We start from the raw sequence: 21436 nt of genomic DNA, 5'->3' as shown, positions 1-21436 counted from the left end.
ATGACCATGCTTAACGAGTCTTTGGCGTCCTACGACCCGGAAGTTCACGCCGCGATCCGAGCGGAACTAGACCGTCAGCAGTCCACCCTGGAACTCATCGCAAGCGAGAATTTCGCACCCGTTGCGGTGATGGAGGCTCAGGGGTCGGTCCTGACGAACAAGTACGCGGAAGGCTACCCCGGACGGCGTTACTACGGGGGATGCGAGCACGTCGACACCATCGAGCAGCTCGCCATCTCGAGAGTAAAGGAGCTGTTCGGCGCGGAGCACGCCAACGTTCAGCCCCATTCTGGCGCCCAGGCTAACGCCGCCACCATGGCCGCCCTGCTCCAGCCGGGTGACACCATCCTCGGTCTGGACCTGGCACATGGCGGACACCTCACTCACGGCATGCGCCTCAACTTCTCAGGCAAGCTGTACAACGTCGCGGCCTATCACGTCGACGACACCACCTACCGCGTGGACATGGAGGAAGTACAGCGATTGGCGGTCGAACATCGGCCGAAACTGATCGTAGCCGGTTGGTCGGCCTACCCGCGCCACCTGGACTTCGCCCATTTCCGCAAGATCGCCGATGAGGTGGACGCGTACCTCATGGTCGACATGGCCCACTTCGCCGGCCTCGTCGCGGCTGGCCAGCATCCCAACCCCACGCCTTTTGCTGATGTCGTGACCACCACCACCCACAAGACGCTCGGCGGGCCCCGCGGTGGTGTCATTCTCACGAATCGTGCGGATCTGGCAAAGAAACTCAACAGCGCCGTATTCCCCGGCCAACAAGGTGGGCCTCTTGAGCACGTGATCGCGGCGAAGGCCGTGGGTTTCAGAATGGCCGCGTCGCCAGAGTTCCGCGACCGACAGATCCGCACCCTGCTGGGGGCAAGCATCATTGCCGATCGGCTGGCTGCTCCAGGCATGGCAGAGGCCGGGGTATCGGTGCTCACAGGAGGCACCGAGGTCCACCTGGTGCTGGTAGACCTTCGTGAGTCGGAGCTCAACGGTCAGGAGGCCGAGAACCGGCTCCATTCAATTGGACTCACTGTGAACCGGAACGCCGTGCCATTCGATCCCCGCCCGCCGATGGTCACCTCGGGGTTGCGTATCGGCACCCCGGCGCTCGCTACGCGGGGGTTCACGGAGCAGGACTTCGCGGAGGTCGGTGACATCATCGCCGAGTCGCTGGTGCCAGCGTTCGACGACAAGGTGGCGAACCGGTTACGTGACCGCGTAATCAACCTAGCGGCCGCTCGACCGCTGTACCCGGAGCTCTAGGATGACTAGCGCAACTATGAACCTCCCGCCGGAGGGGCGTAAGTTGCTGCGGCTCGAGGTACGCAACTCCGAGACCCCGATCGAGCGCAAGCCGGAGTGGATCAAGACCCGGGCGAAGATGGGACCGGAATACACCGCGCTGCAGAGCCTGGTGAAGTCCGAGGGCCTGCACACGGTGTGCCAGTCCGCGGGCTGTCCCAACATCTTCGAGTGCTGGGAGGACAAGGAAGCCACCTTCCTCATCGGTGGCGACCAGTGCACCCGCCGCTGCGACTTCTGCCAGATCGACACCGGCAAGCCGCAGCCCCTCGACCGTGACGAGCCCCGCCGCGTCGCCGAGTCGGTGCAGAAGATGGAGCTGAAGTACGCCACCATCACCGGGGTCGCGCGCGACGATCTGCCCGACGGTGGCGCCTGGCTCTACGCCGAGACGGTCCGCGCGATCCACGAGCTCAACCCTGGCACCGGCGTGGAGAACCTCATCCCCGACTTCAACGGTGAGCCGCACCTCCTGCGCGAGGTCTTCGAGTCCCGTCCCGAGGTGCTCGCGCACAACGTCGAGACCGTCCCCCGCATCTTCAAGCGCATCCGTCCGGCGTTCCGCTACGAGCGCTCCCTCGACGTCATCACCCAGGCACGCGACTTCGGACTGGTGACCAAGTCCAACCTCATCCTCGGCATGGGCGAGACCCGCGAGGAGGTCAGCCAGGCGTTGCGCGACCTCCACGAGGCGGGGTGCGAGCTGATCACCATCACCCAGTACCTCCGCCCCTCGCTGCGCCACCACCCCGTCGAGCGGTGGGTCAAGCCCCAGGAGTTCGTGGAGCTCAAGGACGAGGCCGACCAGATCGGGTTCTCCGGCGCCCTGTCCGGTCCGCTGGTCCGCTCGTCCTACCGTGCGGGTCGCCTGTACAACTTGGCCATGAACCGGAGGAACCATCGATGACACTCAGTGCGTTCGACCTCTTCTCCATCGGAATCGGACCTTCGTCCTCACACACGGTCGGCCCTATGCGCGCCGCCAAACGTTTCGTCGATGATCTTGTGGCCACGGGGACGTTGGGTGACGTCAGGCGAGTACGGGCCCAGTTGTTTGGTTCTCTCGGGGCCACTGGTCGCGGCCACGGCTCGCCTAAGGCCGTCATCCTGGGTTTGGAGGGTGAAGACCCGGCCGAGGTGGACACAGATACCGTTGATGCCCGAGTCGCCCGCAACAACGCCGACGGGGTGATCACGCTTGCCGGCACGCACAAGGTCGGGTTCAATTCCAAGACAGATTTGGTGCTGCACCGACGCAAGTCACTGCCTGCGCATCCCAACGGAATGACCTTCGAGGCCTACGACGCTGGCGGGTTCATCGTGGCCGAACGCTCGTACTACTCCGTGGGCGGCGGCTTCGTCGTCGACGAAAGCGCAACAGGCGCCGACCGCCTGGTGCCAGATTCGACCCCTGTCCGCTTTCCCTTCACCACCGGCCGGGAGCTCCTGTCCATCTGCGCCCGTGAGGGTCTGAGCATCAGCGACGTGATGCTGGCCAACGAGCTGGCGTGGCGCACCGAGGCGCAGATCCGACAGGGTCTACTTCATTTGTGGTCGGTAATGGCGGCTTGTGTGGAGACAGGGTGCCGCCGAGAGGGCGTCCTCCCCGGCGGGCTCAACGTGCCCCGGAGAGCACCAGAACTATACCGCGACCTCACGAGCGGGCGGGGATCCGATGACCCCTTGAGGGTCATGGATTGGGTGAACTTATTCGCGTTGGCCGTGAACGAAGAAAACGCATCCGGCGGACGCATTGTCACCGCACCGACTAACGGCGCGGCGGGGATTGTCCCGGCTGTGCTGCACTATTACGTGCGGTTCGTGCCCGGCGCGGACGACGATGGGATCGTGCGTTTCCTGCTCACAGCTGCGGCCGTCGGCATCCTTTTCAAAGAGAATGCGTCTATATCAGGGGCCGAGGTCGGCTGCCAGGGCGAGGTCGGATCGGCCTGCTCCATGGCTGCTGGGGCCCTGTGTGAAGCGCTGGGCGGAACTCCTGAACAAGTAGAAAATGCCGCCGAAATCGGCATCGAGCACAATCTAGGACTGACTTGTGACCCCATCGGCGGCCTGGTGCAGATCCCGTGCATTGAGCGCAATGCGATCGCCTCGGTCAAGGCCATCAACGCGGCACGGCTAGCTTTGGGCGGAGACGGTTCGCACAAGGTGAGCCTCGACAAGGCAATCCGGACGATGCGCGACACCGGCCGCGACATGCTCTCTAAGTACAAGGAGACCTCGCGTGGCGGCCTCGCCGTCAACCTGATCGAATGCTAACAAGCCTCAGTGAACACCGACGGCGCTTGAGGCCACCAACGGTTGCGTCGACCTGCCTGCGGAATCGGAACTAGGGGGTGCGCTCTCCCCTGCGATGCAGAGCACGTTCCTGCTCAGTGTGGCTCAGGATCGATTCCACCTCAGCACGAGCCCGCACGATATGAAGCATCATCGCGTCAGCTGCAGCTGGTGGTTCGCGTCGCTCGATAGCCTGCAGTACGGCGGCGTGGTCATGGATGGACGATCGCTGCAGCGGTGTAAATGAGCGCCGATCAAGCGTGGAGAAGGCTACCGCTCGGGCGTCTTCGATGGCTTGTCGGAGGAGGTGATTGCCGCTCATTCGCGCGACGGTCAGGTGAAATTTCGAGTCTGCCCGGCGGAAACTGTGTACGTCAGTGCTTCTGGCCATAGCAGCCTGACAAGCGGTCAGCTCGTCGAGGTCCACTTCAAGGTGTCGTTCGGCGGCTAGTCGTGCGGCCGTGGACTCCAGCGCCAATCGCAACTCGAAGACCTCACGGACCCTTTCTTCATGTCCGGAATCTGCGCCTCGCAGACCGTCGATGTTGGGTGCCACGGTTGTCCCGCCGCTGCCACGTCTAGTCACCAACAAGCCCTCGCCCTGCAGGACTCGCAGCGCTTCTCGGACTGTCACCCGGGACACGCCCATACCCTGAGAAAGAGCTCGTTCGGCTGGAAGCCGATCTCCTGGAACAAGCAGCCCCAGGGTCAAGGCGCGCTGGATCCGCTCCACGACGGCCGCGTATGCGGGCGGCGTGTGAAGCGGGGCCACGAGGAAATCGTCATGTGACATCGCTTGCACCATACTCGTCCGACCCCTAAGGTCCCTTGGTATGCAAACCGCACCAAGGAAGCCGGGCTGATCCCGCTGACACGTTGGCGTCGAGTCCGGGGCCATTCCTCGAGCGGCGCCGCTTAGGACCTGTGGCACGTACCGCCACTATTTGCTCGTTGGCTATCCGTTATAGGGACTCGACGAAGTGCAGTCGCCTTCCAGGCCGCGTCGGGATCTGAATAGCCTGTAAGTCTTCGTCTCGGCTGGCCTGGGGCTGGCTGGCAGGGTTGGCGTCGGTCACCCGGTGCGCGTTGTGACTCCTGAATCGCCTGACCCCCCTTGGGGGTGTCATGCCTGGGATCTGTCCAGCGTGCGCTGGGTGCCGGCGCCGACCCTGGCCCACAACGATGGCTTGATCAGAAGCATGTCCACCAACGGGATTGCCGTCCCGGTGGTGTGACTCATTACAGGCCCGCCTCGTCGTGACTTCTCACCCGGGCTGACGCCGGCAACGACGTCCAACCCGAACAAGTGAGGAGAACATCGCATGCCCAGTCTGCCGGTCACGGTGGCTGAGACCTACCGCTACGTCGTAGGGGTCGACACCCACGCCGCAACCCACAGCTACGCCGTCGTCGATGACCGCGGGGCACTGCTCGACCAAGCCACCTTCCCGACCTCGGGACTGCTGCACGAACGGGTGACAGGTTGGGTCACGCAGCCTGAGTGGCGGGCGTGGTCATGATGGCTTCGTATTCAACAGGGGTCAATCGTCCGAGGCCGGCCTGGCGTCGGCGTCGGTGGTAGGTCCTCTCGATCCAGGTCACGATCGCGATCCGGAGCTCCTCGCGGGTGGCCCAGGCGCGGCGGTCGAGGACGTTCTTTTGGAGCAGTGAGAAGAAGCTCTCCATGGCCGCGTTGTCCCCGGCCGCACCGACGCGGCCCATGGATCCGACCATGCCGTGCCGGTTGAGTGCGTGGACGAATTTCCTGCTTCGAAATTGCGATCCTCTGTCCGTGTGAACCACACAGCCGGCCACGTCGCCGCGCCTGGCGACCGCGTTGTTCAGCGCCGCGACCGCCAGTCGCGACTTCATCCTCGAGTCGATCGAGTAGCCCACGATCCGGTTGGAGTAGACGTCCTTCATCGCGCAGACGTAGAGCTTGCCTTCCGCGGTCCAATGCTCCGTGATGTCCGACAGCCACAACTCGTTCGCGGCATCAGCCTTGAACTCGTGCCGGACGACGCCGTGCTTGTCGACCACGGCGCACAGGTCGTCGTGGACCGGTGGACCGGGCTTCTTCGCCTTGCCGTGCTTGGGCTTGCCGAACACCGACCACCACCCCAGCTGGGAACAGATCCGCCACGCTGTCCGCTCCGCCATCGCCTCACCTGCGATAGCGGCCTCGTCGACCAGGAACCGATACCCGAACTCCGGGTCGTCCTTGTGGGCGTCGAACAGCGCGTTGGCGCGGTAGGCCTCGACCAGTTCTGCGTCGGTGACCGGCGCCTGGAGCCAGCGGTAGTAGGGCTGGCGAGCGATCTTGAGTACCCGGCACGTCACCGTGACGGGGATCCCGTCGACGGCCAGCTCGCGGACGAGCGGGTACATCATTTTCCCGGCAGATTGGCCTGCGACAAGTAGGCAGCCGCCCGGCGCAGCACCTCGACTTCTTGCTCGAGGAGCCGGTTGCGCCGCTTCAACTCGCGTAGCTGGGCGTTCTGGTCCTCGGTCATCCCGGGCTTGGTGCCGTCTTCGACGTCGGCGGCGCGCATCCAGGAGTTCAACGTGGTCTGGTGGATCCCGAAGTCCTTCGCGATCTGCTCCAGCGGGGTCTTCGGATCCCGGCTCCTGGCGACACGAACAACGTCGTCACGGAACTCGCGGGGGTAGGGCTTGGGCACAGCGACATCCTCTCAAGCCTGCCCGTCGGGCAAGCCAGTTCAGTTGTCACCTATTCGTGCAGCAGTCCCCTCCCCGGCCGGGCTGCGTCGCGCGAGGGACTGGATCGGTCGCCGCACCCAAGGTGATCTCGACTCGGTGCTGATCGCCGCCGAAGGAACTGGCTCCTACGGGGCTGTTCTCAGCGACGTCCTGTCTGATGCGGGCTACCGCGTGGTCGAAGCACCAACCCCTCGGCGCGAACGTGGCCGCGGGAAGACCGACGCTCTTGACGCTGTCCTCGCTGCCCGTGCCAGCTTGGTCATGCCGCTGGCCTCGCTACGTGATCGCCGCGCCGGTCAAGCGCACACCGCGCTGCGGGTCCTCACCGTCGCCCGTGAGCACCTCAACGTCGAGCGGACCAGGTGCATCAACGCACTGACCTCGATGCTGCGCAGTCACGACCTCGGCGTCGATGCCCGAAAGTCTCTGACTTCCCAGCAGGTCACCACCATCGCTGGATGGCGACGTCGCGAGGAAGGGATCGGGACGGCGACCGCCCGCGCTGAGGCAGTCCGACTGGCCAAGCGCGTGCTCGTGCTCGATGAGGAGCTGTTCGAGAACCGTCAGCGACTGACCGAGATCGTCACCGCCGAGGCGCCCGAGCTCCTCGAATTGCGCGGCGTAGGCGCCGTCACCGCAGCCATCATCCTGACCGTCTGGTCCCACCCTGGACGCATCCGTAGCGAAGCGGCCTTCGCCGCGATCGCCGGCACTGCACCAATCCCCGCCTCGTCCGGCAACACCGTGCGTCACCGCCTCAACCGCGGCGGCGACCGCCGGCTCAACCGGGCACTGAACACCATCGTGCTGACCCGCATGCGAACTGACCCAGACACCCGGGCCTACGTCCAACGGCGCCTGGCCGAGGGCAAGACCAGCAAGGAAATCCGACGCTGCCTCAAGCGCTACGTCGGACGGCAGATCTTCCGCACCCTCGCCGCGACCCACCCAGGACCAGAAGTGCTCGCGCCAGCTGCTTGACACGACATAGAAGCATCCCTCGGAGGCCGTCGGCGGTCTACCCCAATGAGGCTAGACCGCGTAGCCGTGGACTTCTCAGGCCGGGCGTGAGTCAGTGATTCAACCGGTTCCAGCAGCCCAGAGCAGGGACCTTCGTGGGGTCGTACTCGACGACCGTGTTGGGCGGCGCGTCGGAGAAGGAGCGCGCACCTCCGTCGATCGCGTACACCGGACCATCGAAGGTTCCACTCGTCGGGTCCTTCGTGGTTGCCCAGGACCCCAGGGCTGCCTCGCCCTCACCCGCTGGTCCATCGAACGCGCCGACGATCCACCATGCGTCGGCGTTCGGGTCCGCCCACACGACAGCAGAGGTCACGGAGCTCCCGCCGCCCTTGGCCTGGACCCTCTCGTTGATGGCCTTGATCGCCGCAGAAGACGCGCCAGCACACTGTGGCCCGCGTGAAGACGACGAAGCGCTCAGAGTCGAGGTCGTGGACGGGGCTGCCGGCGATGTGTCAGCAACTGGTCCAGCCTCAGCCGTCCCACACCCGGCGAGGATCAACGCCAGTCCAGCGAGCAGCGACGGTCGGTTCAAGCGCATGCCGTGACGTTAGCGGTGGTCACTGAGACGGACTGATCCATAGCTGAGGGGGCCAGCCGGGGATCGGCACAGCCTCGTAGCCGAGGTTCATCACCTGCCACTCGTCGCCAACCAGCTGCATGAGGAGTGGCAGCACCTCAGCTTCGGCACCGTCCTCCCACACCCCGCTCGGGGGCACTTGAGCATGCACGTACAGCAGTTCGAGATCGACTCCCATGGGTCTGGCCGCTGCGCCAATGCCCGCGACCTCGACGTCGATTGGGAATGCTGTAGCGAGATCGCGCGTCAGGACTCGCTGGAAGTGTGTCCACAGCCAATGTTCGGGCTCGCGCTCGGTCAGCGCGTGTGCAACCTCCTCGACATCGAGTCCCTGGTCCTCAATCGCTGCACGGTTCGCGCTGAGCCACCATTGAACCCAGCAGAGACGCAACGTCGGATGTACAAGCGGCCACGCTCCGCGAAGGTCACGCCTGCCGTACAGCGGCCGAAGGAATCTCCACGCGGCCTCGACGATGGGCATTTGAGCAGCCGCAGAAGCCCGGTCCAAAGTCACCTCGCCTCCTCGTGGTGCCTTAGCGTGGTCACTGCGACAAATCCTCATCCGGGGCAGCCTCGTCAGGGTCGGTCGCACGGACGAACTGCTCCCCGTCCTTGCTGCGGTGAGCAGGCGGTGCGTGTCGCAGGTTCGGCTCGACCTCGCGCGCCAACCGGAGCAGCTCCTTGGCGATCCCCTGGCCGTGCCATTTCTCATCGACCCTGATGTCCTGGATCGTTCTCCGATTCCAGGTCAGCCGACCGATGCGGTGACGCGCCCCCGGGGGATGCTCGATGTCTTCGAGAGCCACCTCGATGTCGTAGGCATCGAGAGTTCCACCCTCATAGCGTTCGCCGTGGGCCCCCAAGGCGTAGAACGGGTAGACCCACGTGGCCCTGTCCTTAGTTCGGAAGGCAGGTCGCGCCTCCCAGTTCTGCCAGGAGCTAGTGGGCGTGGTCACTGAGACACCTCCATGTCTCCCTGGGGCTCGGCCCTGGATTCCTCGAGCACCAAAGTCATGAACACACTGTTCGGATCGTCCTCGTACGTCCCGAACGGTTCGCAATCAGTGAAGCCAGCTTTGCGATAGAAGACGCGGGCTGGAGCGAAGAAGGCCATACTCCCAGTCTCCAGCGACACCCTCTTCACACCCCGCAATCGCGCATCGTGAAGTGCGTGGCCAAGCAACCGGGACGCGACGCCTGCTCCGCGCCGAGCCGGCGCAGTCCTCATGCTCTTCAGTTCCTCGTGACCCTCGGCCATCGCCGCCAGGGCGACAGTTCCGATGACATCTTCATCTTCAACTGCAACCCACATTTGAACGCTGGGGTCGCGCAGGGCGTCTACATCCAACGCGTGCTGGCTTTCATCGGGCGCTGTCGGAGCGATGTCGTCCAGGTGCTCCCGCAGGAAAGCCACCAACGCATGATCCTCGAAGTCAGCCTCAACGACTTCAAACGTCGGCGTGGTCACTGAGACTCCTTCGATATCGGGCTCGTCGGCGTGAACGGGTGTCGCCAAGTCGCCCTTTCAACGCCGGGCGCCGCCGACCATGAGACAACCAGCTCTCGAGGGCCAAGGCCCCAGGCCGTGACGGTCGAAACGATCCGGCCGCTGCGGCCTCCGATGTCGCCGGGCTCGAAGTAGACCTTCACGGCGTTCACGCAGTCCACTTCCACCTCGTGGGCTGTGTTCGTGCCGAGGTTCGTCAACAAGAGGCGATCCCGATCGTCCCCTGCGGGGCTGAGGCTCCAGCGCACCTCCGCTGCCGCATCCCTGAGACCCCTGATCTCGCGGCGATTCAACCAGAAGCCGACCGCAGAGCCGGCCAGGGCGAGCAAGGCAATGAAGTTGGCCCACCCTTCGGCACTCATTGAGAATCCTCTCCCATCACCCTGGCGCGGTTGATCGCTCTGTAGATCGGGGTCACTGAGCCCCCTCCCGCTTGCTCCGCTCGTTCGCGACGTCGACGAGGCGAGAGACCCAGCGGTTCAGCTCCGCATCACGCAGCTCGGCATCCGTCCGCGGGCGCCACTGTCGACCCGCCGGCTTCTGCCCCTCGTACTTCACGAGGAGGTTGCCGATGTGGCTCCTCAGGCCGCTCTCGTGGCTCTCCAGCGCGGCCGTCGAGGCCCCTGCCAGGTCACCGGACCACGCGGGCGCGCCGGGGTGCCGGCCTTCGGCATCTCGCTCGTTGTCGTCGGTCATTGGGACCCCTCCTCCTGCGCCTTGGCGCGCTTGATCGTGCGGTACACGGTTGCCCGAGAGACGTTGTAGTCCTCGGCGAGTTGGCCCACGGTCGCGGTGCCGGCCTCGTAGTCCTGGAGCAGCTTCTTCGTGCGGCGCTCGTTGAGCTTCGGCGGCTTCCCGTTGAGCCGGCCCTGCTCGCGCGCGATCGCCAGACCTTCCAGCGTGCGCTGCCGGTTCAAGTCGGCCTCGAACTCGGCGACCATCGCCAGCGCGTTGAACAGGAACTTCCCGACCGGGTCCTCCGGGTCGTGCAGCGACGGGCCCAACTGGAGCGCCGCGCCCTTCTCGTAGACCTGACCGACGAGGTCGCGTGCGTCAGGCACCGACCGCGCTAGGCGGTCAAGCTTGGTCACCACGAGCACGTCTCCCGGACGAAGGGCGGCGATCGCCTGAGTGAGCCCCGGCCGGTTCTTCATCGACCTGCCGGTGCGCTTGTCGGTGTAGATCCGATCGGCGTCGACGCCCAGATCGGCCAGACCCTTCAACTGGGCAGCAAGGTCCTGCCGCTCAGTTGAGACGCGTGCGTAGCCGATGAGCATCGACCCCTCCTCTTGTCGCGTTTAATGCGCGTTACTGCGAGACTAACGCGGGCGGGTCAAATGCGACGTCTTCGCGTTGGGCCGTGCGACGAACTGTCAGTTTCCGAAGTCGACTGCACGAGTGTCCGCAGTCCTCTGCACAGGGCTTTCGGCCTGCGTCACCGGAAGCGGATCGGCAACTGGGACCGTCCGACTCTGTCGCTGTCGCTGTCGCTGACCTGGGACCTCGGGCGTGCAAGTTACTCGGTCCGGATGTGGCCGGGGTCGAGGGGTGCGCCGGGGCCGATCACAGTGATGGTGGCGAGAACGGCGGAGAGTACGACGGCCAGGGTCCAGGCAACGGTCTGCATGCCTTGGACGAAGTCGTGGTTCTCGAGGCCAATCATCGTCGACGACTGCAGGCACGATGTGCTGCCTGAGCAACGTTGCTTCGGCGCGGTGGCAGGATGCGGTGGTGTGGCCCCTGGTACTCACTTGTTGACTGTCGTCGACCTCGCCGACAGCATCATCGTCCCTCCCGAGGTCCGCGATGCCCCGGTCATAGACGGTCCTCCTCCGGAAGGCTTCGAACCGGTGGCGATGGACATCACCTACGGCGAACCCGATTTCGATCCCAGCGAGATGTCGTTCTCGGCGTTGCACCTGGCCGTCCTTGAAGACGGTCGCCGGCTGACCTTGCTCGATGACCGCGGCTGGGGCGTGTCCGGAACTCCCGATCTCTGGCAGACGACGACCGTCGAAGAGATCGCGGCAGACGCTCGGGTAGTGGTCGGGCCAGACGAGGTCCATGGCAATCACACTCGTACCGACATGGCGGCAGAGCACTGGTCCGAGCTGGCCGACACCCTCCGACACCATGGCGTGCTCATTGATCCCAAGGAACTGAGCCGCCTCCCGCACGATGTCGAGATCACCGAGCGAGTGCGAGACCGCCTCACCGGTAGCTGATACTGCCTCACGCCCCCGGCGGTTGGCATCGAACCGCCGCCCGAGGACTGCCGAACGGCCATTCCGCTGGGAGGATCGGCCACCGGAAAGCGTTCCCCGTACGGGGATGGCGCGACCGGCCCGGGCGCAGGTCTATGGATGTCTGGGCGGGAGCATCTCGGCGTGACTGCTTCTCTGCGGCGGTGCGGTGTTCAGATCGGCCACGTCTCCTGCCGGAACGCCGACTCCCAGAACATCCACTCGTACTGCGAGGCGCGATGGAACGCCCGCCGCATCCGCTCGAGCGTGACCGGGTCGGCCTGCGCGGCCAGACCGTCCGCGATGGAGCGCGCCGTCGCGGTGGCCTCCGCGAACGTCGGGTCGCCGTAGGTGCTGATCCAGTCGCCGTACGGGTGAGCCGACAGGTCGTCGGCGCGGTCCTTGAGGCGGGTGCCTACGTCCTCGTAGATCCAGAAGCACGGCAGGGCCCCGGCGGCCAGCTCCGGGTAGCAACCGTTGGCGACCAGGGCCAGTAGGTAGGAGGTGTAGGCGGTGCTGGTGGGTGACTTCTCCGCGGCGGTGAAGTCGTCGACGTGCGCCGCGTGAAGCTCGCGCTCGACACGCACGGTCGTGTTCGCGCTGCTCGACCAGAAGAGCAGCTCGTCAGGGTCGGTGGCCTGCGCGGCGCAGGCGGCCAGCACCCGGCCGTAATCGGCGAGGTAGAGCGCGTCCTGGGCCAGGTAGTGGGCGAACGTCTCTTGGGGCAGGGTTCCGTCCTCCAGCTTGGTCAAGAACGGCAGCCGGTCGATTGCCTCCCGGATCGGCGCGATCGCCCCCCACGCAGCGTCGGTGAACGTCTCCGCGGAGGTGGACGTCCCTACATCGTCGGGGTCGGGCGTGTCCCGCCGGGCGGGGGTGGTGGTCGTAGTGTCCTGGTAGGTCATCAGTCGCTCCAGATCTGGTGGAAGTGGTGGACGGGTCCGGGTCCGTGGCCGATCTCGAGACCTTCACCGTGGACCAGGGCGGCGGTCAGCCACGTCTTCGCCTCGGTCGCGGTCTCCAGCCAGGTGTCGCACCGAAATGCCAGGGCGGCCATGGCTGAGGACAGCGTGCAGCCGGTGCCGTGGGTGTGGCGGGTGGGCACCCGTGGCTGACGCAGCAGTTGCTCCCCGTGCTGGTCGAGCCATAGGTCGGTGGCGTCTTCACCGGTCAGGTGACCGCCCTTGAGCAGCACGCGAGCCGCCCCCAGCTCCTCGCGCAGGGCCCGGGCCTGGGCCCGCATGGTGTCAAGGTCACCGGCCTCGTCCTGGTTGAGCAGCATCGCGGCCTCGGGCAGGTTTGGGGTGATGACCGACGCCTGCGGCAGCAGCTCACGCATCAAGGCCACTGCGTCCTCGTCCAGCAACCGGTCCCCGCTGGTGGAGACCATCACTGGGTCGAGCACGACGACCTGCTCGGCGCGGATCGCGGCCTGCTGGTGCAGGAACACCCCTACGGTCTCGACGATGGGGGCACTGGCCAGCATGCCGATCTTGACGGCGTCGACGTCCACGTCCACGACGAGGGTCTGCAGCTGCTCGGCGATGAAAGACGGCGGGACGGTGTGGACCCCGGTGACACCCTGGGTGCTCTGGGCGGTCAGCGCCGTGATCACGGCCGTGCCGTAGGTGCCCAGGGCCGAGAACGTCTTCAGGTCCGCCTGGATGCCGGCGCCACCAGATGGGTCACTACCGGCGATGGTCAGTGTGACCGTCGGTCTGCTCATGAGCGCTTCCCCGGCGGCGCTGGGCATGGGACGGCCGACTCACGAGGTGCGGGGACAGACATCTGCGGACGTTCCCTTCGCTAGTGCGAACTAGATCAGGTTCAACGGGTGTGCTCTCAGCCGTGCATCGCACGGCACCCCGGGTCGCCATCCAGCGTACGCGAGCCCGGCGGGGCGGTCCATCACCAAGCGGTGCGCGGACGTGGTTACGATGGTCCGGTAGAAGATGCGACAGGGGAGCGCCGCCGCAGCCAGCGGCGGGCGCTGAGAGTGCGGACCACCGCAGACCCTCGAACCTGATCCGGTTAGGACCGGCGAAGGGAGTCGAGTTCTCAGAGCGTGCGGCGCCGCGCCGCAGCTCTCCCCTCCTGAGAATGTCGAGCCACAGGAGGAACCACCATGAGCAGCACCCCCCCGCCCAATCCGTCCCGTGTCCCGACCACCGGCACGGCTAAGACCGCCCCCACTTGGCGGGTCGTGGACATCGTCGTGGCGTCCGTCGTCGCCGTCGCGGTCGGCGTCGTCTTCTGGGGCTGGTCGGCAGGCTATGCCGGCATCGCCGCCATCACGGTGGCCTTCCCCCCGCTGGCCGGCCTCTACGGGGGCGGGTGGCTCATCGCCGGCGTCATCGGGGGGCTGATCATCCGCAAACCGGGAGCGGCCCTGTACTGCGAGCTGTTGGCCGCCGTGGTGGAGGCGCTGCTGGGCACCCACTTCGGCTGGACCGTCATCATCTCCGGGCTGGTCCAAGGCTTCGCGGCGGAGCTGGTCTTCGCGGCCTTCCGATACCGCCGCTGGACCCTGCCGGTGGCGCTGCTCGCCGGCGCCATCGCCGGCGTCTCCATGGGGGTCAGCGAGAACATCATGTACAACGTCGAGTGGGCCTCGCAGTGGAAGATCGTCTACGTCGTCTTCACGGCTGTCTCCGGGACGATCATCGCCGGTCTGTTGTCGTGGCTGGCCGTGCGTGCCCTCGGCAGGACCGGGGTGCTGTCGGGTCTGGCCTCCCGCAGAGCCGCCTCCGAGCCGTCTCTGTGAGAGCGCCGACTGCCGTGGCAACGTCGAGTTCCCCCGGGGTCCGCCCGGCCGCCATCACGGCGGCCGGGTGGGGTTGGCAGCACGCCGGCCGTCCGCGTCCTGCCATCCGCGACCTCGACCTGGCGATCGAGCCCGGGCAGCACGTCCTGCTCCTGGGGCCTTCCGGTGCCGGCAAGTCGACGCTGCTGCATGGTATGGCCGGCCTGCTGGGCGATCCCGACCACGACGAGGAGCAGACCGAGTCGGGGCGGCTGCTCGTCGACGGTGCGGCGGCAGCAGCGCAACGTGGACGCGTCGGCTTGGTGCAGCAGGATCCCGAGACCCAGGTGGTGCTCTCCAGGGTCGGTGACGACGTCGCCTTCGGCGCGGAGAACCTCGCGGTCCCGCGGGATGAGATCTGGCCCCGGGTCACCGAGAGCCTCGCGGCAGTTGGGTTGAACCTGCCCCTGGATCACCCCACGTCCGCGCTGTCCGGCGGGCAGAAGCAGCGTCTCGCGCTGGCCGGGATCTTGGCGATGCGCCCCGGCGCCCTACTGCTCGATGAGCCCACCGCGAACCTCGACCCGGCAGGCGTCCTGGAGGTGCGCGATGCCGTGGTGCGGACGTTGGAGGCCACCGGCGCCACGCTGGTGGTGGTGGAGCACCGGGTCGCCGTGTGGGCCGACGTCATCGACCGTGTCGTCGTGCTCGATGCTGGTGGTGGCGTGGTGCGGGACGGCCCGCCACAGGAGGTGCTGACTCACGAGCGCCATGCCCTGGTGGCGGCCGGGGTGTGGGTCCCCGGGCACGTGCCGCAGGTCGGTGCGCGTCGGGCCACCCCGGACCCGGCGCTGCTGCTGTCCGCGCAGCGGCTGGGTGTCTCCCGGGAACCCTCGAGTCGTCGGCGTCCGGCACGACCGGCGGCCACGGACATCGAGGTCGAGGTGAAGCGAGGGACGGCCCTGAGCGTGACCGGGCCCAACGGCGCGGGCAAGTCGGCTCTCGCCCTCACCCTGGCCGGGCTGCTGCCCGCCCACAGCGGCTCGGTCGTGGCCCAGGAGCGGCTTCGCTCCCACGGCACCGCACCCGGAGGGCATGTCGGTCCCGACCCCCGTCGTTGGGAGCCGGACGAGCTCATCACGCGCATCGGCACCGTCTTCCAAGAACCGGAGCACCAGTTCCTCACCACCACGGTGCAGGAGGAGATGAACTTCGGACCGCGGCAGTTAAGCCGGGCCCGGCGCCCTGGGCGGTGGAGTGCGTGGCGCGGCCGGCCAGCGCCGGAGCCGGCCGGCAGACCGGGGCGGGTCACCGAGCTCCTGGAACGCCTGCGGCTGGATCATCTCGTCGAGGCCAATCCGTTCACGCTCTCCGGCGGGGAGAAACGCCGCCTGTCCGTGGCCACCGCCCTTGCGACCGACCCGGCCGTGCTGGTGCTGGACGAACCCACGTTCGGACAGGACGCCACCACATGGGCCGAGCTCGCGACCGTGCTGAGGGAGCTGCTGGATGCCGGCACCGCCGTTGTCTCGGTCACCCACGACGCCGAGTTCGTCGCGGCCCTGGGTGGCGACCGTCTGGACCTGCCGGCGCCGGAGTCACCACTGTCCGCGCAGCCGGTGCCCACGAGCGGTCGAGGTCCGTTGCCGCGCTCACACGTCGAGGGACCGTGAAGGGGCTCGGATGAGTATCGGGCCGCCGACATCTGCAGCGCCACGGACGGGGACGCGGGCAGGGACGCCGCGAGGAGTGCCAGAGTCCGACGCGGGCCGTGGGGATACGGCGCTGCTGGGCCGAGCAAACCCGGTCGTGAAGCTCGGCGCCGCGTTGGCGCTGACTGCAGCCACGCTCGTGACGGTGGACTGGGTCTCGGCCACCGTGGTCCTGCTCTTCGAGCTGGCTGTGCTGCCGCTAACCGGGCTCGGGTACCGCCGTCTGGTCCGCCGGGGGTGGCCCATCGCTGCCGCCGCCCTGATGGCCGGGTACAGCACAGCGTTGCTGGCCGAGGACCGTGGACGCACCCTCGTCGACCTGGGCATCGTCACCTTCAGCGAGGGGTCGCTGGCCACCGGCGGAGCGATCATGCTGCGGAGCCTGGCAATCGCGCTGCCAGGCATCCTGGTGCTGACGTGCACCGACCCGACCGACCTGGCCGATGCCCTGGCACAAAAGCTCCAGTTGCCACACCGGTTCGTCCTGGGTGCGCTGGCGGCCATGCGATTGGTGGGCCTGCTGACGAAGGAGTGGCGCATCTTGGCCATGGCCCGACGAGCCCGGGGAGCGGGCGCCCACGGGGGCTGGTGGGGTCGGGTCCGCGGTCAGTTGGCGCAGGGTCTGGCCCTGATGGTCCAGGCCATCCGCCGCGCCACCCGACTGGCCGTGACGATGGAGGCCCGTGGCTTCGGCGGCGGTGAACGCACATGGGCGCGGGCCAGCACCTATTCAGGCCTCGACGTCTGGGTCGCGACGATCAGTGTCCTGGTGGCCGGGGCAGCCGTGAGCGCCTCCTTGGCAGCCGGCACGTGGAACCCCATCTGGATCTGACCCGTCTCCGCGAGGAGTGTGGGGTTGCCCGGTGGGTCGTGTCATGTCGTTTGCGGCAAACTGAGTACGCGGTGGGGCCGTGATCATCTACCCGCCAGCCCCTCGCACCTGCTGGCGCCAGCGCGCCAACCCGCTCACACTCCGTCGATGACCGCTCGGCGCAGCGCGGCAGCTGCGGCCTGCGGGGCCGCGGTCTCAGTGACCGCGCGAACCACCACAATGCGTTTCGCGCCACTGGTCAGCACCTCGGCGACGCGCTTGGAGTCGATGCCCCCGATTGCGAAGAAGGGCTTCGGGTCGGCCCCGGCGGCGACATATGCTGCTGCGGCCCGCGGTAGCTCCAAGCCGACGGCCGCGCGCCCGGGCTTCGTGGGCGTCTCCCACACGGGCCCCGTGCAGAAGTAGTCCACGTCCACATCGTCGGCCGCCTGTCGCATCTGCTCCTCGGAACGCGTCGAGCGTCCGATCAGCAGGTTCGGTCCCACCAGGGCACGGGCGTCTTCGGTGGTCAGATCGCCCTGGCCCAGGTGCAGCACGTCCACGCCCGCGAGCACGGCGACATCGGCCCGGTCGTTGGCGGCCAGCAGAGCGCCATGCGCATCGGCGATCGGACGCAGAGCACGCAGCGCCTCGACCTCCGCACGCGCCTCGGCGCCCTTGTCGCGCACCTGCAGGATGTCCACACCGCCGACGAATGCTGCCTCGGCAAACGTGAGCAGCCAGTCGAGCCCGCGCGAGAGATCCGCGCACACGTACAACCGCGCGTCGCGCAGACGCTCGCGCCGTGCCTGCGCCATGGCTTCGACATGCCCACCGTGGATGTGCTGTTTTTGCCGAGCGGTGACTGTGCGGCCGGTCGTCGACGATGCGTTCATCCTTCCAGCCTCCCATGCGGGTAGGCTGGTCTCGTTCCGTGGGAGCCCGGTCGCCGGGCTGAGAGGGCATCGCGCCGACCACCAACACTGGATGCGGATCATGCCGCCGTCAGGAGGACTCATCGTGCAGCACGTCGCCGTCGTCGGCGCCGGGATCATCGGACTGCTCACCGCCTTGGAGTTACGACGCCGCGGTCATCGAGTCGAGGTCCGTTCCACCGGGACGGCTGAGCAGGCCACCCACGCCGCGGCCGGGATGCTCGCCCCCACCAGCGAGGTCCAGTTCGGTCAGCACGCGCTGTGGCCATTGATGATGAGCGCCGCGAGCCACCATCGCTCGCTGGCTGCCGAGCTCGCCCTGCGCACCGGGAAGCCGCTGGGCTATCGCGACAACCCGACCCTCGTCGTTGGCCGCGACCGGTCCGATCTCGAGGCCTTGCGTGATCTCGCCCATGTCCAGCGCGCGGTTGGTTTGGAGGTCGAGGAGCTCCCGGCCGCGCAACTGCGCCGCCGCGCCCCGACGCTGGCCCGGCACGTTGCCGGCGCGATGCTCATCGCTCGCGACCACCAAGTAGACCCCCGCACGCTGGTCGCCGCCGTGCTGGATGCCCTGGCCGGCCCGGGACGCCCCGGCGACGGGCCACCCGTCTGCCTCACGGCCGGCAGCATCTCGTCCACCGATGAGCTCGACGCCGACTGGATTGTTCTAGCCGCCGGCCTCGGCACCACCGAGATTGACGGACCCCACCGGGTGCTCAACCTGTCACTGCGCCCGGTCCATGGCGATATCCTGCGCCTACACGTCCCCGCGACAGCCCTACTTCCCGGTGAGGACAACCTGCTCGACCACACGGTCCGTGCCCTGGTCCGCGGTCGTGCCGTCTATCTGGTGCCGCGCGACGGTGGCGGCCTCGTGCTCGGGGCCACCAGCCGCGAGGATGACATGACCGGCGTGTCGACCGGCGGTGTGCTGACCTTGTTGCAGGATGCGGCCGAGATCCTTCCCGCCGTGCGTGACACCGAACTGAGCGAGGTGATCGCTCGCGCCCGCCCCGGCACCCCGGATGACCTCCCACTCTTGGGACCGGTGCCGGGTGACCCGCGAGTGATCGTCTCGACCGGCTATCACCGTCACGGCATCCTGCTTTCGGCCTGGGCCGCGGCTCGAACCGCCGATCTCATCGACGCCGGCCCCGGGGCACCGCTGCTCGAGGACATGGCCGGTGAACTCGTCACCGTCGATCCGGCCCGTTTCACCACCACGCACCAACACCAGGAGGTTTCATGAGCATCGTTATCCACGTCAACGGCGAGGACCTTGACCTTCCCGACGCCGTCACGGTCCGCGACTTGGTGGCCGAGCGCCTCGGTCGCGATGTCGGCGACGACGGGCGAGCGCGTGATGGCACTCCTCTCGGCGTGGCCGTCGCAATCGACGATGCCGTCCTTCCGCGCAGCCTCTGGGCACGCACCCCCTTGGCCACCGGCACCCGCTACGAGTTCGTCACCGCCGTCCAAGGAGGCTGAACCATGACCGACACATTCGATGCAGGGTTCGTCATCGCCGGAGAAACCCTCACCTCACGGCTGATCATGGGCACCGGTGGCACCACCGACCTCGCAGCCTTGGAACGCGCACTCCTCGCATCCGGCACCGCCATGACCACTGTTGCCCTGCGCCGCTTCTCGCCGACCACGCGGGACTCCGTCTTCACGATGATCCGGCGACTGGGGATCCGTGCCCTACCCAACACCGCCGGCTGCTTCAGCGCCCGCGACGCCGTGCTGACGGCCGAGCTCGGCCGTCAGGCCCTCGAGACCGACTGGGTGAAGCTCGAGGTCATCGCCGACGAGGACACCCTCCTGCCCGATGCCGTCGAACTCCTCGAGGCCACCGTCATGCTGGTCGAGCGTGGATTCACCGTGCTGCCGTACACCTCCGACGACCCCGTCCTGGCCAAGCGGCTCGAGGACGCCGGCGCCGCCGCGGTGATGCCGCTCGGAGCCCCGATCGGCACCGGGCTCGGGGTGCTGAACCCGCACAACATCGAACTGATCGTTTCCCGCGCCTCGGTCCCGGTGGTGCTCGACGCCGGGATCGGAACAGCGTCCGACGCGACGCTCGCGATGGAGCTCGGCTGTGATGCGCTGCTTGCAGCAAGCGCCATCACGCGAGCGCGCGACCCGGAGGCGATGGCCAGGGCGATGGCTCACGCGGTCGAGGCCGGCCGACTCGCGGCGGGCGCCGGGCGAATCCCGCGCCGGTCCCTGGCGCTCGCCTCGTCGAGTCACGAGGGACGCATTGTGACCGAACGACCGCGGGGCGACTTCTCGTGACCCCGGCCGACCCGACTCCCGGGGCGCTGCCGCCCCTGGTGTCACCGGGCCCCGAGCTCACCCCGAAGCAGACTGAGCGCTATCGGCGGCAGATCACGCTGCCGCAGATCGGCACAGTCGGACAGCGTCGGCTGCGAGCGGCATCGGTCCTGGTGATCGGCGCGGGAGGGTTGGGTACGCCGGCCCTGCAGTACCTCGCCGGCGCCGGCATCGGCACCCTCGGGGTCGTTGATGACGACGTCGTCGACGCCTCCAACCTGCATCGACAGGTCATCCACGCAACGAGGGGCATCGGCTCGCCGAAGACGGACTCAGCGGCCGCTGCCATCCGCGCCCTGAATCCCGAGGTCTGCGTTCGCACCCATGCCGAGAGGCTCACCCCCGAGTCGGTCACCGGCATCGTCGGAGACTACGACGTGGTGCTGGACGGCAGTGACAATTTCGCCACCCGCTATGCCGTCGCCGACGCCAGCGAGGTCACCGGGGTGCCGGTTGTGTGGGCCGCGGTGCTGCGCGGCCAAGGGCAGGTCAGCGTGTTCTGGCCAGGGCGCGGCGCGCACTACCGCGACGTGTTCCCGGAGCCCCCGGCACCGGGCCAGGTGCCCTCCTGCGCGGAAGGGGGAGTGCTCGGCACGCTTCCGGGCCTGCTCGGCATGATCATGGGTGCGCAGGTGATCCAGTTGGTCACCGGCACCGGCGAGCCGCTGGTCGGGAGACTGTTGCTCTGGGACGAGGCCACCAGTACCTCTCGGCAGCTTTGTCTCATACCCGACCCGGACCGCCCGAGGGCCACGCGCGTCGACGTGCCGGTCGCCGCCGATCCGTCGCGTAGCCATGGGGCGCCCAATGCGAGCGAGACCCTCAACGCGGCTGCACTGCGGTCACTTCTCGCGACAGGTGCCGACGTCACCGTGATCGATGTCCGTGAGGATTGGGAGCATGCTGCCGGGGCGGTCCACGGCGCGATTCACCTGCCGCTGCGGCACATCCTCGAACGCGGCGAGAGCGCCCTTCCCGCCGGTCGCGGCGGGGGGGAGGTCGTGCTGTACTGCCAGGGCGGTGCCCGCTCCGCCACCGCCCTGGAACGTCTGCGACCCGCATGGTCGGGCCATGAGGGTCAACTGCGACACCTCGACGGCGGCTACGAAGCCTGGAGAGCGCCGACGAAGCACACCTAACACCGACCACCCTGCTGGACGTCCCGTATGGGGATCCCTATCCGGTCTCCATAGCACGTACAGTGGCATCACCTGATGTTCC

General features: G+C 67.4%; 25 protein-coding genes and 3 riboswitches. Of the genes, 12 read left to right on the top strand and 13 right to left on the bottom strand.

Translation table 11 applies throughout. The features are described 5' to 3' along the window. Genes glyA through ACQBAS_RS12355 form a run of 3 tightly spaced genes read left to right on the top strand, consistent with a single transcriptional unit; the run spans nt 1 to nt 3588 of the window. Nucleotides 1–1272: a serine hydroxymethyltransferase gene (gene glyA / locus ACQBAS_RS12365; protein ID WP_192912066.1), complete on the top strand. Its 1272-nt coding sequence runs from the start codon at nt 1–3 to the stop codon at nt 1270–1272. A gap of 16 nt (nt 1273–1288) precedes the next feature. Further along, nucleotides 1289–2218 carry a lipoyl synthase gene (gene lipA / locus ACQBAS_RS12360; protein WP_192912067.1) on the top strand — a complete coding sequence of 310 codons (930 nt, stop codon included), beginning with the start codon at nt 1289–1291 and terminating at the stop codon, nt 2216–2218. Then, on the top strand, nt 2215–3588 hold the full coding sequence (locus ACQBAS_RS12355) for an L-serine ammonia-lyase (RefSeq protein WP_192912068.1): 1374 nt from the start codon (nt 2215–2217) through the stop codon (nt 3586–3588). Before lipA ends, ACQBAS_RS12355 begins: the two co-directional genes overlap by 4 nt. 70 nt (nt 3589–3658) lie before the next feature. On the opposite strand, the gene ACQBAS_RS12350 is transcribed toward ACQBAS_RS12355, so the two are convergent. Together ACQBAS_RS12350 and ACQBAS_RS12345 are read right to left on the bottom strand one after the other, a co-directional pair. Further along, on the bottom strand, nt 3659–4399 hold the full coding sequence (locus ACQBAS_RS12350) for a FadR/GntR family transcriptional regulator (protein ID WP_192912069.1): 741 nt from the start codon (nt 4397–4399) through the stop codon (nt 3659–3661). A 695-nt stretch (nt 4400–5094) separates the two neighbouring features. Next, nucleotides 5095–6287, bottom strand: a protein-coding gene (locus ACQBAS_RS12345; RefSeq protein ID WP_169701965.1) for an IS3 family transposase whose coding sequence is annotated in 2 segments (ribosomal slippage) — nt 5095–6000 and nt 6003–6287 — 1191 coding nt in all. Because the reading frame shifts where the segments join, the coding sequence is not laid out codon by codon here. Here ACQBAS_RS12345 and ACQBAS_RS12340 point away from each other — a divergent pair. Beyond that, nucleotides 6280–7308 carry an IS110 family transposase gene (locus tag ACQBAS_RS12340; protein ID WP_427384111.1) on the top strand — a complete coding sequence of 343 codons (1029 nt, stop codon included), beginning with the start codon at nt 6280–6282 and terminating at the stop codon, nt 7306–7308. The two genes, ACQBAS_RS12345 and ACQBAS_RS12340, sit on opposite strands and share 8 nt — an antisense overlap. Nucleotides 7309–7399: 91 nt before the next feature. Here the strand turns inward: ACQBAS_RS12340 and ACQBAS_RS12335 are convergent, their stop codons facing one another. The 8 genes from ACQBAS_RS12335 to ACQBAS_RS12300 form a co-directional block, all read right to left on the bottom strand. Next, nucleotides 7400–7663 (bottom strand): hypothetical protein, encoded by a 264-nt coding sequence (locus tag ACQBAS_RS12335; protein WP_239700640.1) that lies wholly within the window; start codon nt 7661–7663, stop codon nt 7400–7402. Nucleotides 7664–7907: 244 nt separating this feature from the next. Then, a complete protein-coding gene (locus ACQBAS_RS12330; RefSeq protein ID WP_427384110.1) occupies nt 7908–8408 on the bottom strand; it encodes a hypothetical protein in 501 nt (166 codons plus the stop codon). A 61-nt stretch (nt 8409–8469) separates the two neighbouring features. After that, the gene (locus ACQBAS_RS12325; protein WP_427384109.1) at nt 8470–8883 is read right to left on the bottom strand and encodes a hypothetical protein; all 414 of its coding nucleotides are present in this window, start codon (nt 8881–8883) and stop codon (nt 8470–8472) included. Continuing rightward, nucleotides 8880–9395: a GNAT family N-acetyltransferase gene (locus ACQBAS_RS12320; protein ID WP_427384108.1), complete on the bottom strand. Its 516-nt coding sequence runs from the start codon at nt 9393–9395 to the stop codon at nt 8880–8882. Before ACQBAS_RS12320 ends, ACQBAS_RS12325 begins: the two co-directional genes overlap by 4 nt. Continuing rightward, a complete protein-coding gene (locus tag ACQBAS_RS12315) occupies nt 9392–9796 on the bottom strand; it encodes a hypothetical protein (RefSeq protein ID WP_427384107.1) in 405 nt (134 codons plus the stop codon). The genes ACQBAS_RS12320 and ACQBAS_RS12315 overlap by 4 nt, the downstream gene beginning before the upstream one ends. 52 nt (nt 9797–9848) lie before the next feature. Further along, complete coding sequence (locus ACQBAS_RS12310; RefSeq protein ID WP_427384106.1) at nt 9849–10130, bottom strand: hypothetical protein; 282 nt, start codon at nt 10128–10130, stop codon at nt 9849–9851. Further along, nucleotides 10127–10711 (bottom strand): recombinase family protein, encoded by a 585-nt coding sequence (locus ACQBAS_RS12305; RefSeq protein ID WP_106818252.1) that lies wholly within the window; start codon nt 10709–10711, stop codon nt 10127–10129. The genes ACQBAS_RS12310 and ACQBAS_RS12305 overlap by 4 nt, the downstream gene beginning before the upstream one ends. A 239-nt stretch (nt 10712–10950) precedes the next feature. Next, nucleotides 10951–11097: a hypothetical protein gene (locus ACQBAS_RS12300; RefSeq protein ID WP_427384105.1), complete on the bottom strand. Its 147-nt coding sequence runs from the start codon at nt 11095–11097 to the stop codon at nt 10951–10953. 91 nt (nt 11098–11188) lie between these two features. Here ACQBAS_RS12300 and ACQBAS_RS12295 point away from each other — a divergent pair, with 91 nt between their 5' ends. Next, nucleotides 11189–11659, top strand: a complete 471-nt coding sequence (locus tag ACQBAS_RS12295; RefSeq protein WP_427384104.1) for a hypothetical protein — start codon at nt 11189–11191, stop codon at nt 11657–11659. Nucleotides 11660–11850: 191 nt separating this feature from the next. Here ACQBAS_RS12295 and ACQBAS_RS12290 read toward each other — a convergent pair whose 3' ends face one another. Continuing rightward, nucleotides 11851–12582, bottom strand: coding sequence for a TenA family protein (locus ACQBAS_RS12290; RefSeq protein ID WP_427384103.1), 732 nt, complete (start codon nt 12580–12582; stop codon nt 11851–11853). Continuing rightward, entirely contained in the window at nt 12582–13403 is an 822-nt protein-coding gene (gene thiD, locus ACQBAS_RS12285) for a bifunctional hydroxymethylpyrimidine kinase/phosphomethylpyrimidine kinase (RefSeq protein WP_427384102.1), read from the bottom strand. The genes ACQBAS_RS12290 and thiD overlap by 1 nt, the downstream gene beginning before the upstream one ends. Nucleotides 13404–13457: 54 nt before the next feature. Continuing rightward, a riboswitch (TPP riboswitch) is annotated at nt 13458–13555 on the bottom strand. A gap of 71 nt (nt 13556–13626) precedes the next feature. Continuing rightward, nucleotides 13627–13743, top strand: a riboswitch (TPP riboswitch). 59 nt (nt 13744–13802) lie between these two features. Between thiD and ACQBAS_RS12280 the strand changes: the two genes are divergently transcribed. The 3 genes from ACQBAS_RS12280 to ACQBAS_RS12270 all read left to right on the top strand — a co-directional run bounded on the left by ACQBAS_RS12280 (nt 13803) and on the right by ACQBAS_RS12270 (nt 16964). Further along, nucleotides 13803–14441, top strand: coding sequence for an ECF transporter S component (locus tag ACQBAS_RS12280; protein WP_427384101.1), 639 nt, complete (start codon nt 13803–13805; stop codon nt 14439–14441). 14 nt (nt 14442–14455) lie between these two features. Continuing rightward, on the top strand, nt 14456–16093 hold the full coding sequence (locus ACQBAS_RS12275; protein WP_427384099.1) for an ABC transporter ATP-binding protein: 1638 nt from the start codon (nt 14456–14458) through the stop codon (nt 16091–16093). Nucleotides 16094–16229: 136 nt separating this feature from the next. Then, nucleotides 16230–16964, top strand: a complete 735-nt coding sequence (locus tag ACQBAS_RS12270; RefSeq protein WP_427384098.1) for an energy-coupling factor transporter transmembrane component T family protein — start codon at nt 16230–16232, stop codon at nt 16962–16964. 134 nt (nt 16965–17098) lie between these two features. Here ACQBAS_RS12270 and thiE read toward each other — a convergent pair whose 3' ends face one another. Beyond that, complete coding sequence (gene thiE, locus ACQBAS_RS12265; RefSeq protein ID WP_427384097.1) at nt 17099–17839, bottom strand: thiamine phosphate synthase; 741 nt, start codon at nt 17837–17839, stop codon at nt 17099–17101. A gap of 28 nt (nt 17840–17867) precedes the next feature. Next, nucleotides 17868–17971, top strand: a riboswitch (TPP riboswitch). On the opposite strand from thiE, the gene thiO reads away from it, so the two are divergent. The 4 genes from thiO to ACQBAS_RS12245 all read left to right on the top strand — a co-directional run bounded on the left by thiO (nt 17964) and on the right by ACQBAS_RS12245 (nt 21354). Further along, a complete protein-coding gene (thiO, locus tag ACQBAS_RS12260) occupies nt 17964–19127 on the top strand; it encodes a glycine oxidase ThiO (protein WP_427384096.1) in 1164 nt (387 codons plus the stop codon). It overlaps the preceding riboswitch by 8 nt. Then, nucleotides 19124–19366: a sulfur carrier protein ThiS gene (thiS, locus tag ACQBAS_RS12255; protein WP_427384095.1), complete on the top strand. Its 243-nt coding sequence runs from the start codon at nt 19124–19126 to the stop codon at nt 19364–19366. Before thiO ends, thiS begins: the two co-directional genes overlap by 4 nt. 3 nt (nt 19367–19369) lie before the next feature. Next, nucleotides 19370–20176, top strand: coding sequence for a thiazole synthase (locus ACQBAS_RS12250; RefSeq protein ID WP_427384094.1), 807 nt, complete (start codon nt 19370–19372; stop codon nt 20174–20176). Continuing rightward, nucleotides 20173–21354, top strand: a complete 1182-nt coding sequence (locus ACQBAS_RS12245; RefSeq protein ID WP_427384093.1) for a ThiF family adenylyltransferase — start codon at nt 20173–20175, stop codon at nt 21352–21354. Before ACQBAS_RS12250 ends, ACQBAS_RS12245 begins: the two co-directional genes overlap by 4 nt. Nucleotides 21355–21436: the final 82 nt, after the last annotated feature.

Source organism: Janibacter zhaoxuefangae (assembly GCF_050271985.1).
In the GTDB taxonomy this organism is placed as follows: Bacteria; Actinomycetota; Actinomycetes; order Actinomycetales; family Dermatophilaceae.
This window is presented reverse-complemented; position numbering and strand designations above follow the sequence as displayed.

Excerpts from the sequence above, each read along its gene's own strand:
- ACQBAS_RS12330 (WP_427384110.1), bottom strand. The coding sequence starts at position 8,408 with ATGCCCATCGTCGAGGCCGCGTGGAGATTCCTTCGGCCGCTGTACGGC.
- ACQBAS_RS12315 (WP_427384107.1), bottom strand. The coding sequence starts at position 9,796 with ATGAGTGCCGAAGGGTGGGCCAACTTCATTGCCTTGCTCGCCCTGGCC.
- thiE (WP_427384097.1), bottom strand. The coding sequence starts at position 17,839 with ATGAACGCATCGTCGACGACCGGCCGCACAGTCACCGCTCGGCAAAAA.
- thiD (WP_427384102.1), bottom strand. The coding sequence starts at position 13,403 with ATGAGCAGACCGACGGTCACACTGACCATCGCCGGTAGTGACCCATCT.
- ACQBAS_RS12350 (WP_192912069.1), bottom strand. The coding sequence starts at position 4,399 with ATGTCACATGACGATTTCCTCGTGGCCCCGCTTCACACGCCGCCCGCA.
- ACQBAS_RS12280 (WP_427384101.1), top strand. The coding sequence starts at position 13,803 with ATGAGCAGCACCCCCCCGCCCAATCCGTCCCGTGTCCCGACCACCGGC.
- ACQBAS_RS12305 (WP_106818252.1), bottom strand. The coding sequence starts at position 10,711 with ATGCTCATCGGCTACGCACGCGTCTCAACTGAGCGGCAGGACCTTGCT.
- ACQBAS_RS12310 (WP_427384106.1), bottom strand. The coding sequence starts at position 10,130 with ATGACCGACGACAACGAGCGAGATGCCGAAGGCCGGCACCCCGGCGCG.
- ACQBAS_RS12300 (WP_427384105.1), bottom strand. The coding sequence starts at position 11,097 with ATGATTGGCCTCGAGAACCACGACTTCGTCCAAGGCATGCAGACCGTT.
- lipA (WP_192912067.1), top strand. The coding sequence starts at position 1,289 with ATGAACCTCCCGCCGGAGGGGCGTAAGTTGCTGCGGCTCGAGGTACGC.
- ACQBAS_RS12250 (WP_427384094.1), top strand. The coding sequence starts at position 19,370 with ATGACCGACACATTCGATGCAGGGTTCGTCATCGCCGGAGAAACCCTC.
- ACQBAS_RS12355 (WP_192912068.1), top strand. The coding sequence starts at position 2,215 with ATGACACTCAGTGCGTTCGACCTCTTCTCCATCGGAATCGGACCTTCG.
- thiS (WP_427384095.1), top strand. The coding sequence starts at position 19,124 with ATGAGCATCGTTATCCACGTCAACGGCGAGGACCTTGACCTTCCCGAC.
- glyA (WP_192912066.1), top strand. The coding sequence starts at position 1 with ATGACCATGCTTAACGAGTCTTTGGCGTCCTACGACCCGGAAGTTCAC.
- ACQBAS_RS12290 (WP_427384103.1), bottom strand. The coding sequence starts at position 12,582 with ATGACCTACCAGGACACTACGACCACCACCCCCGCCCGGCGGGACACG.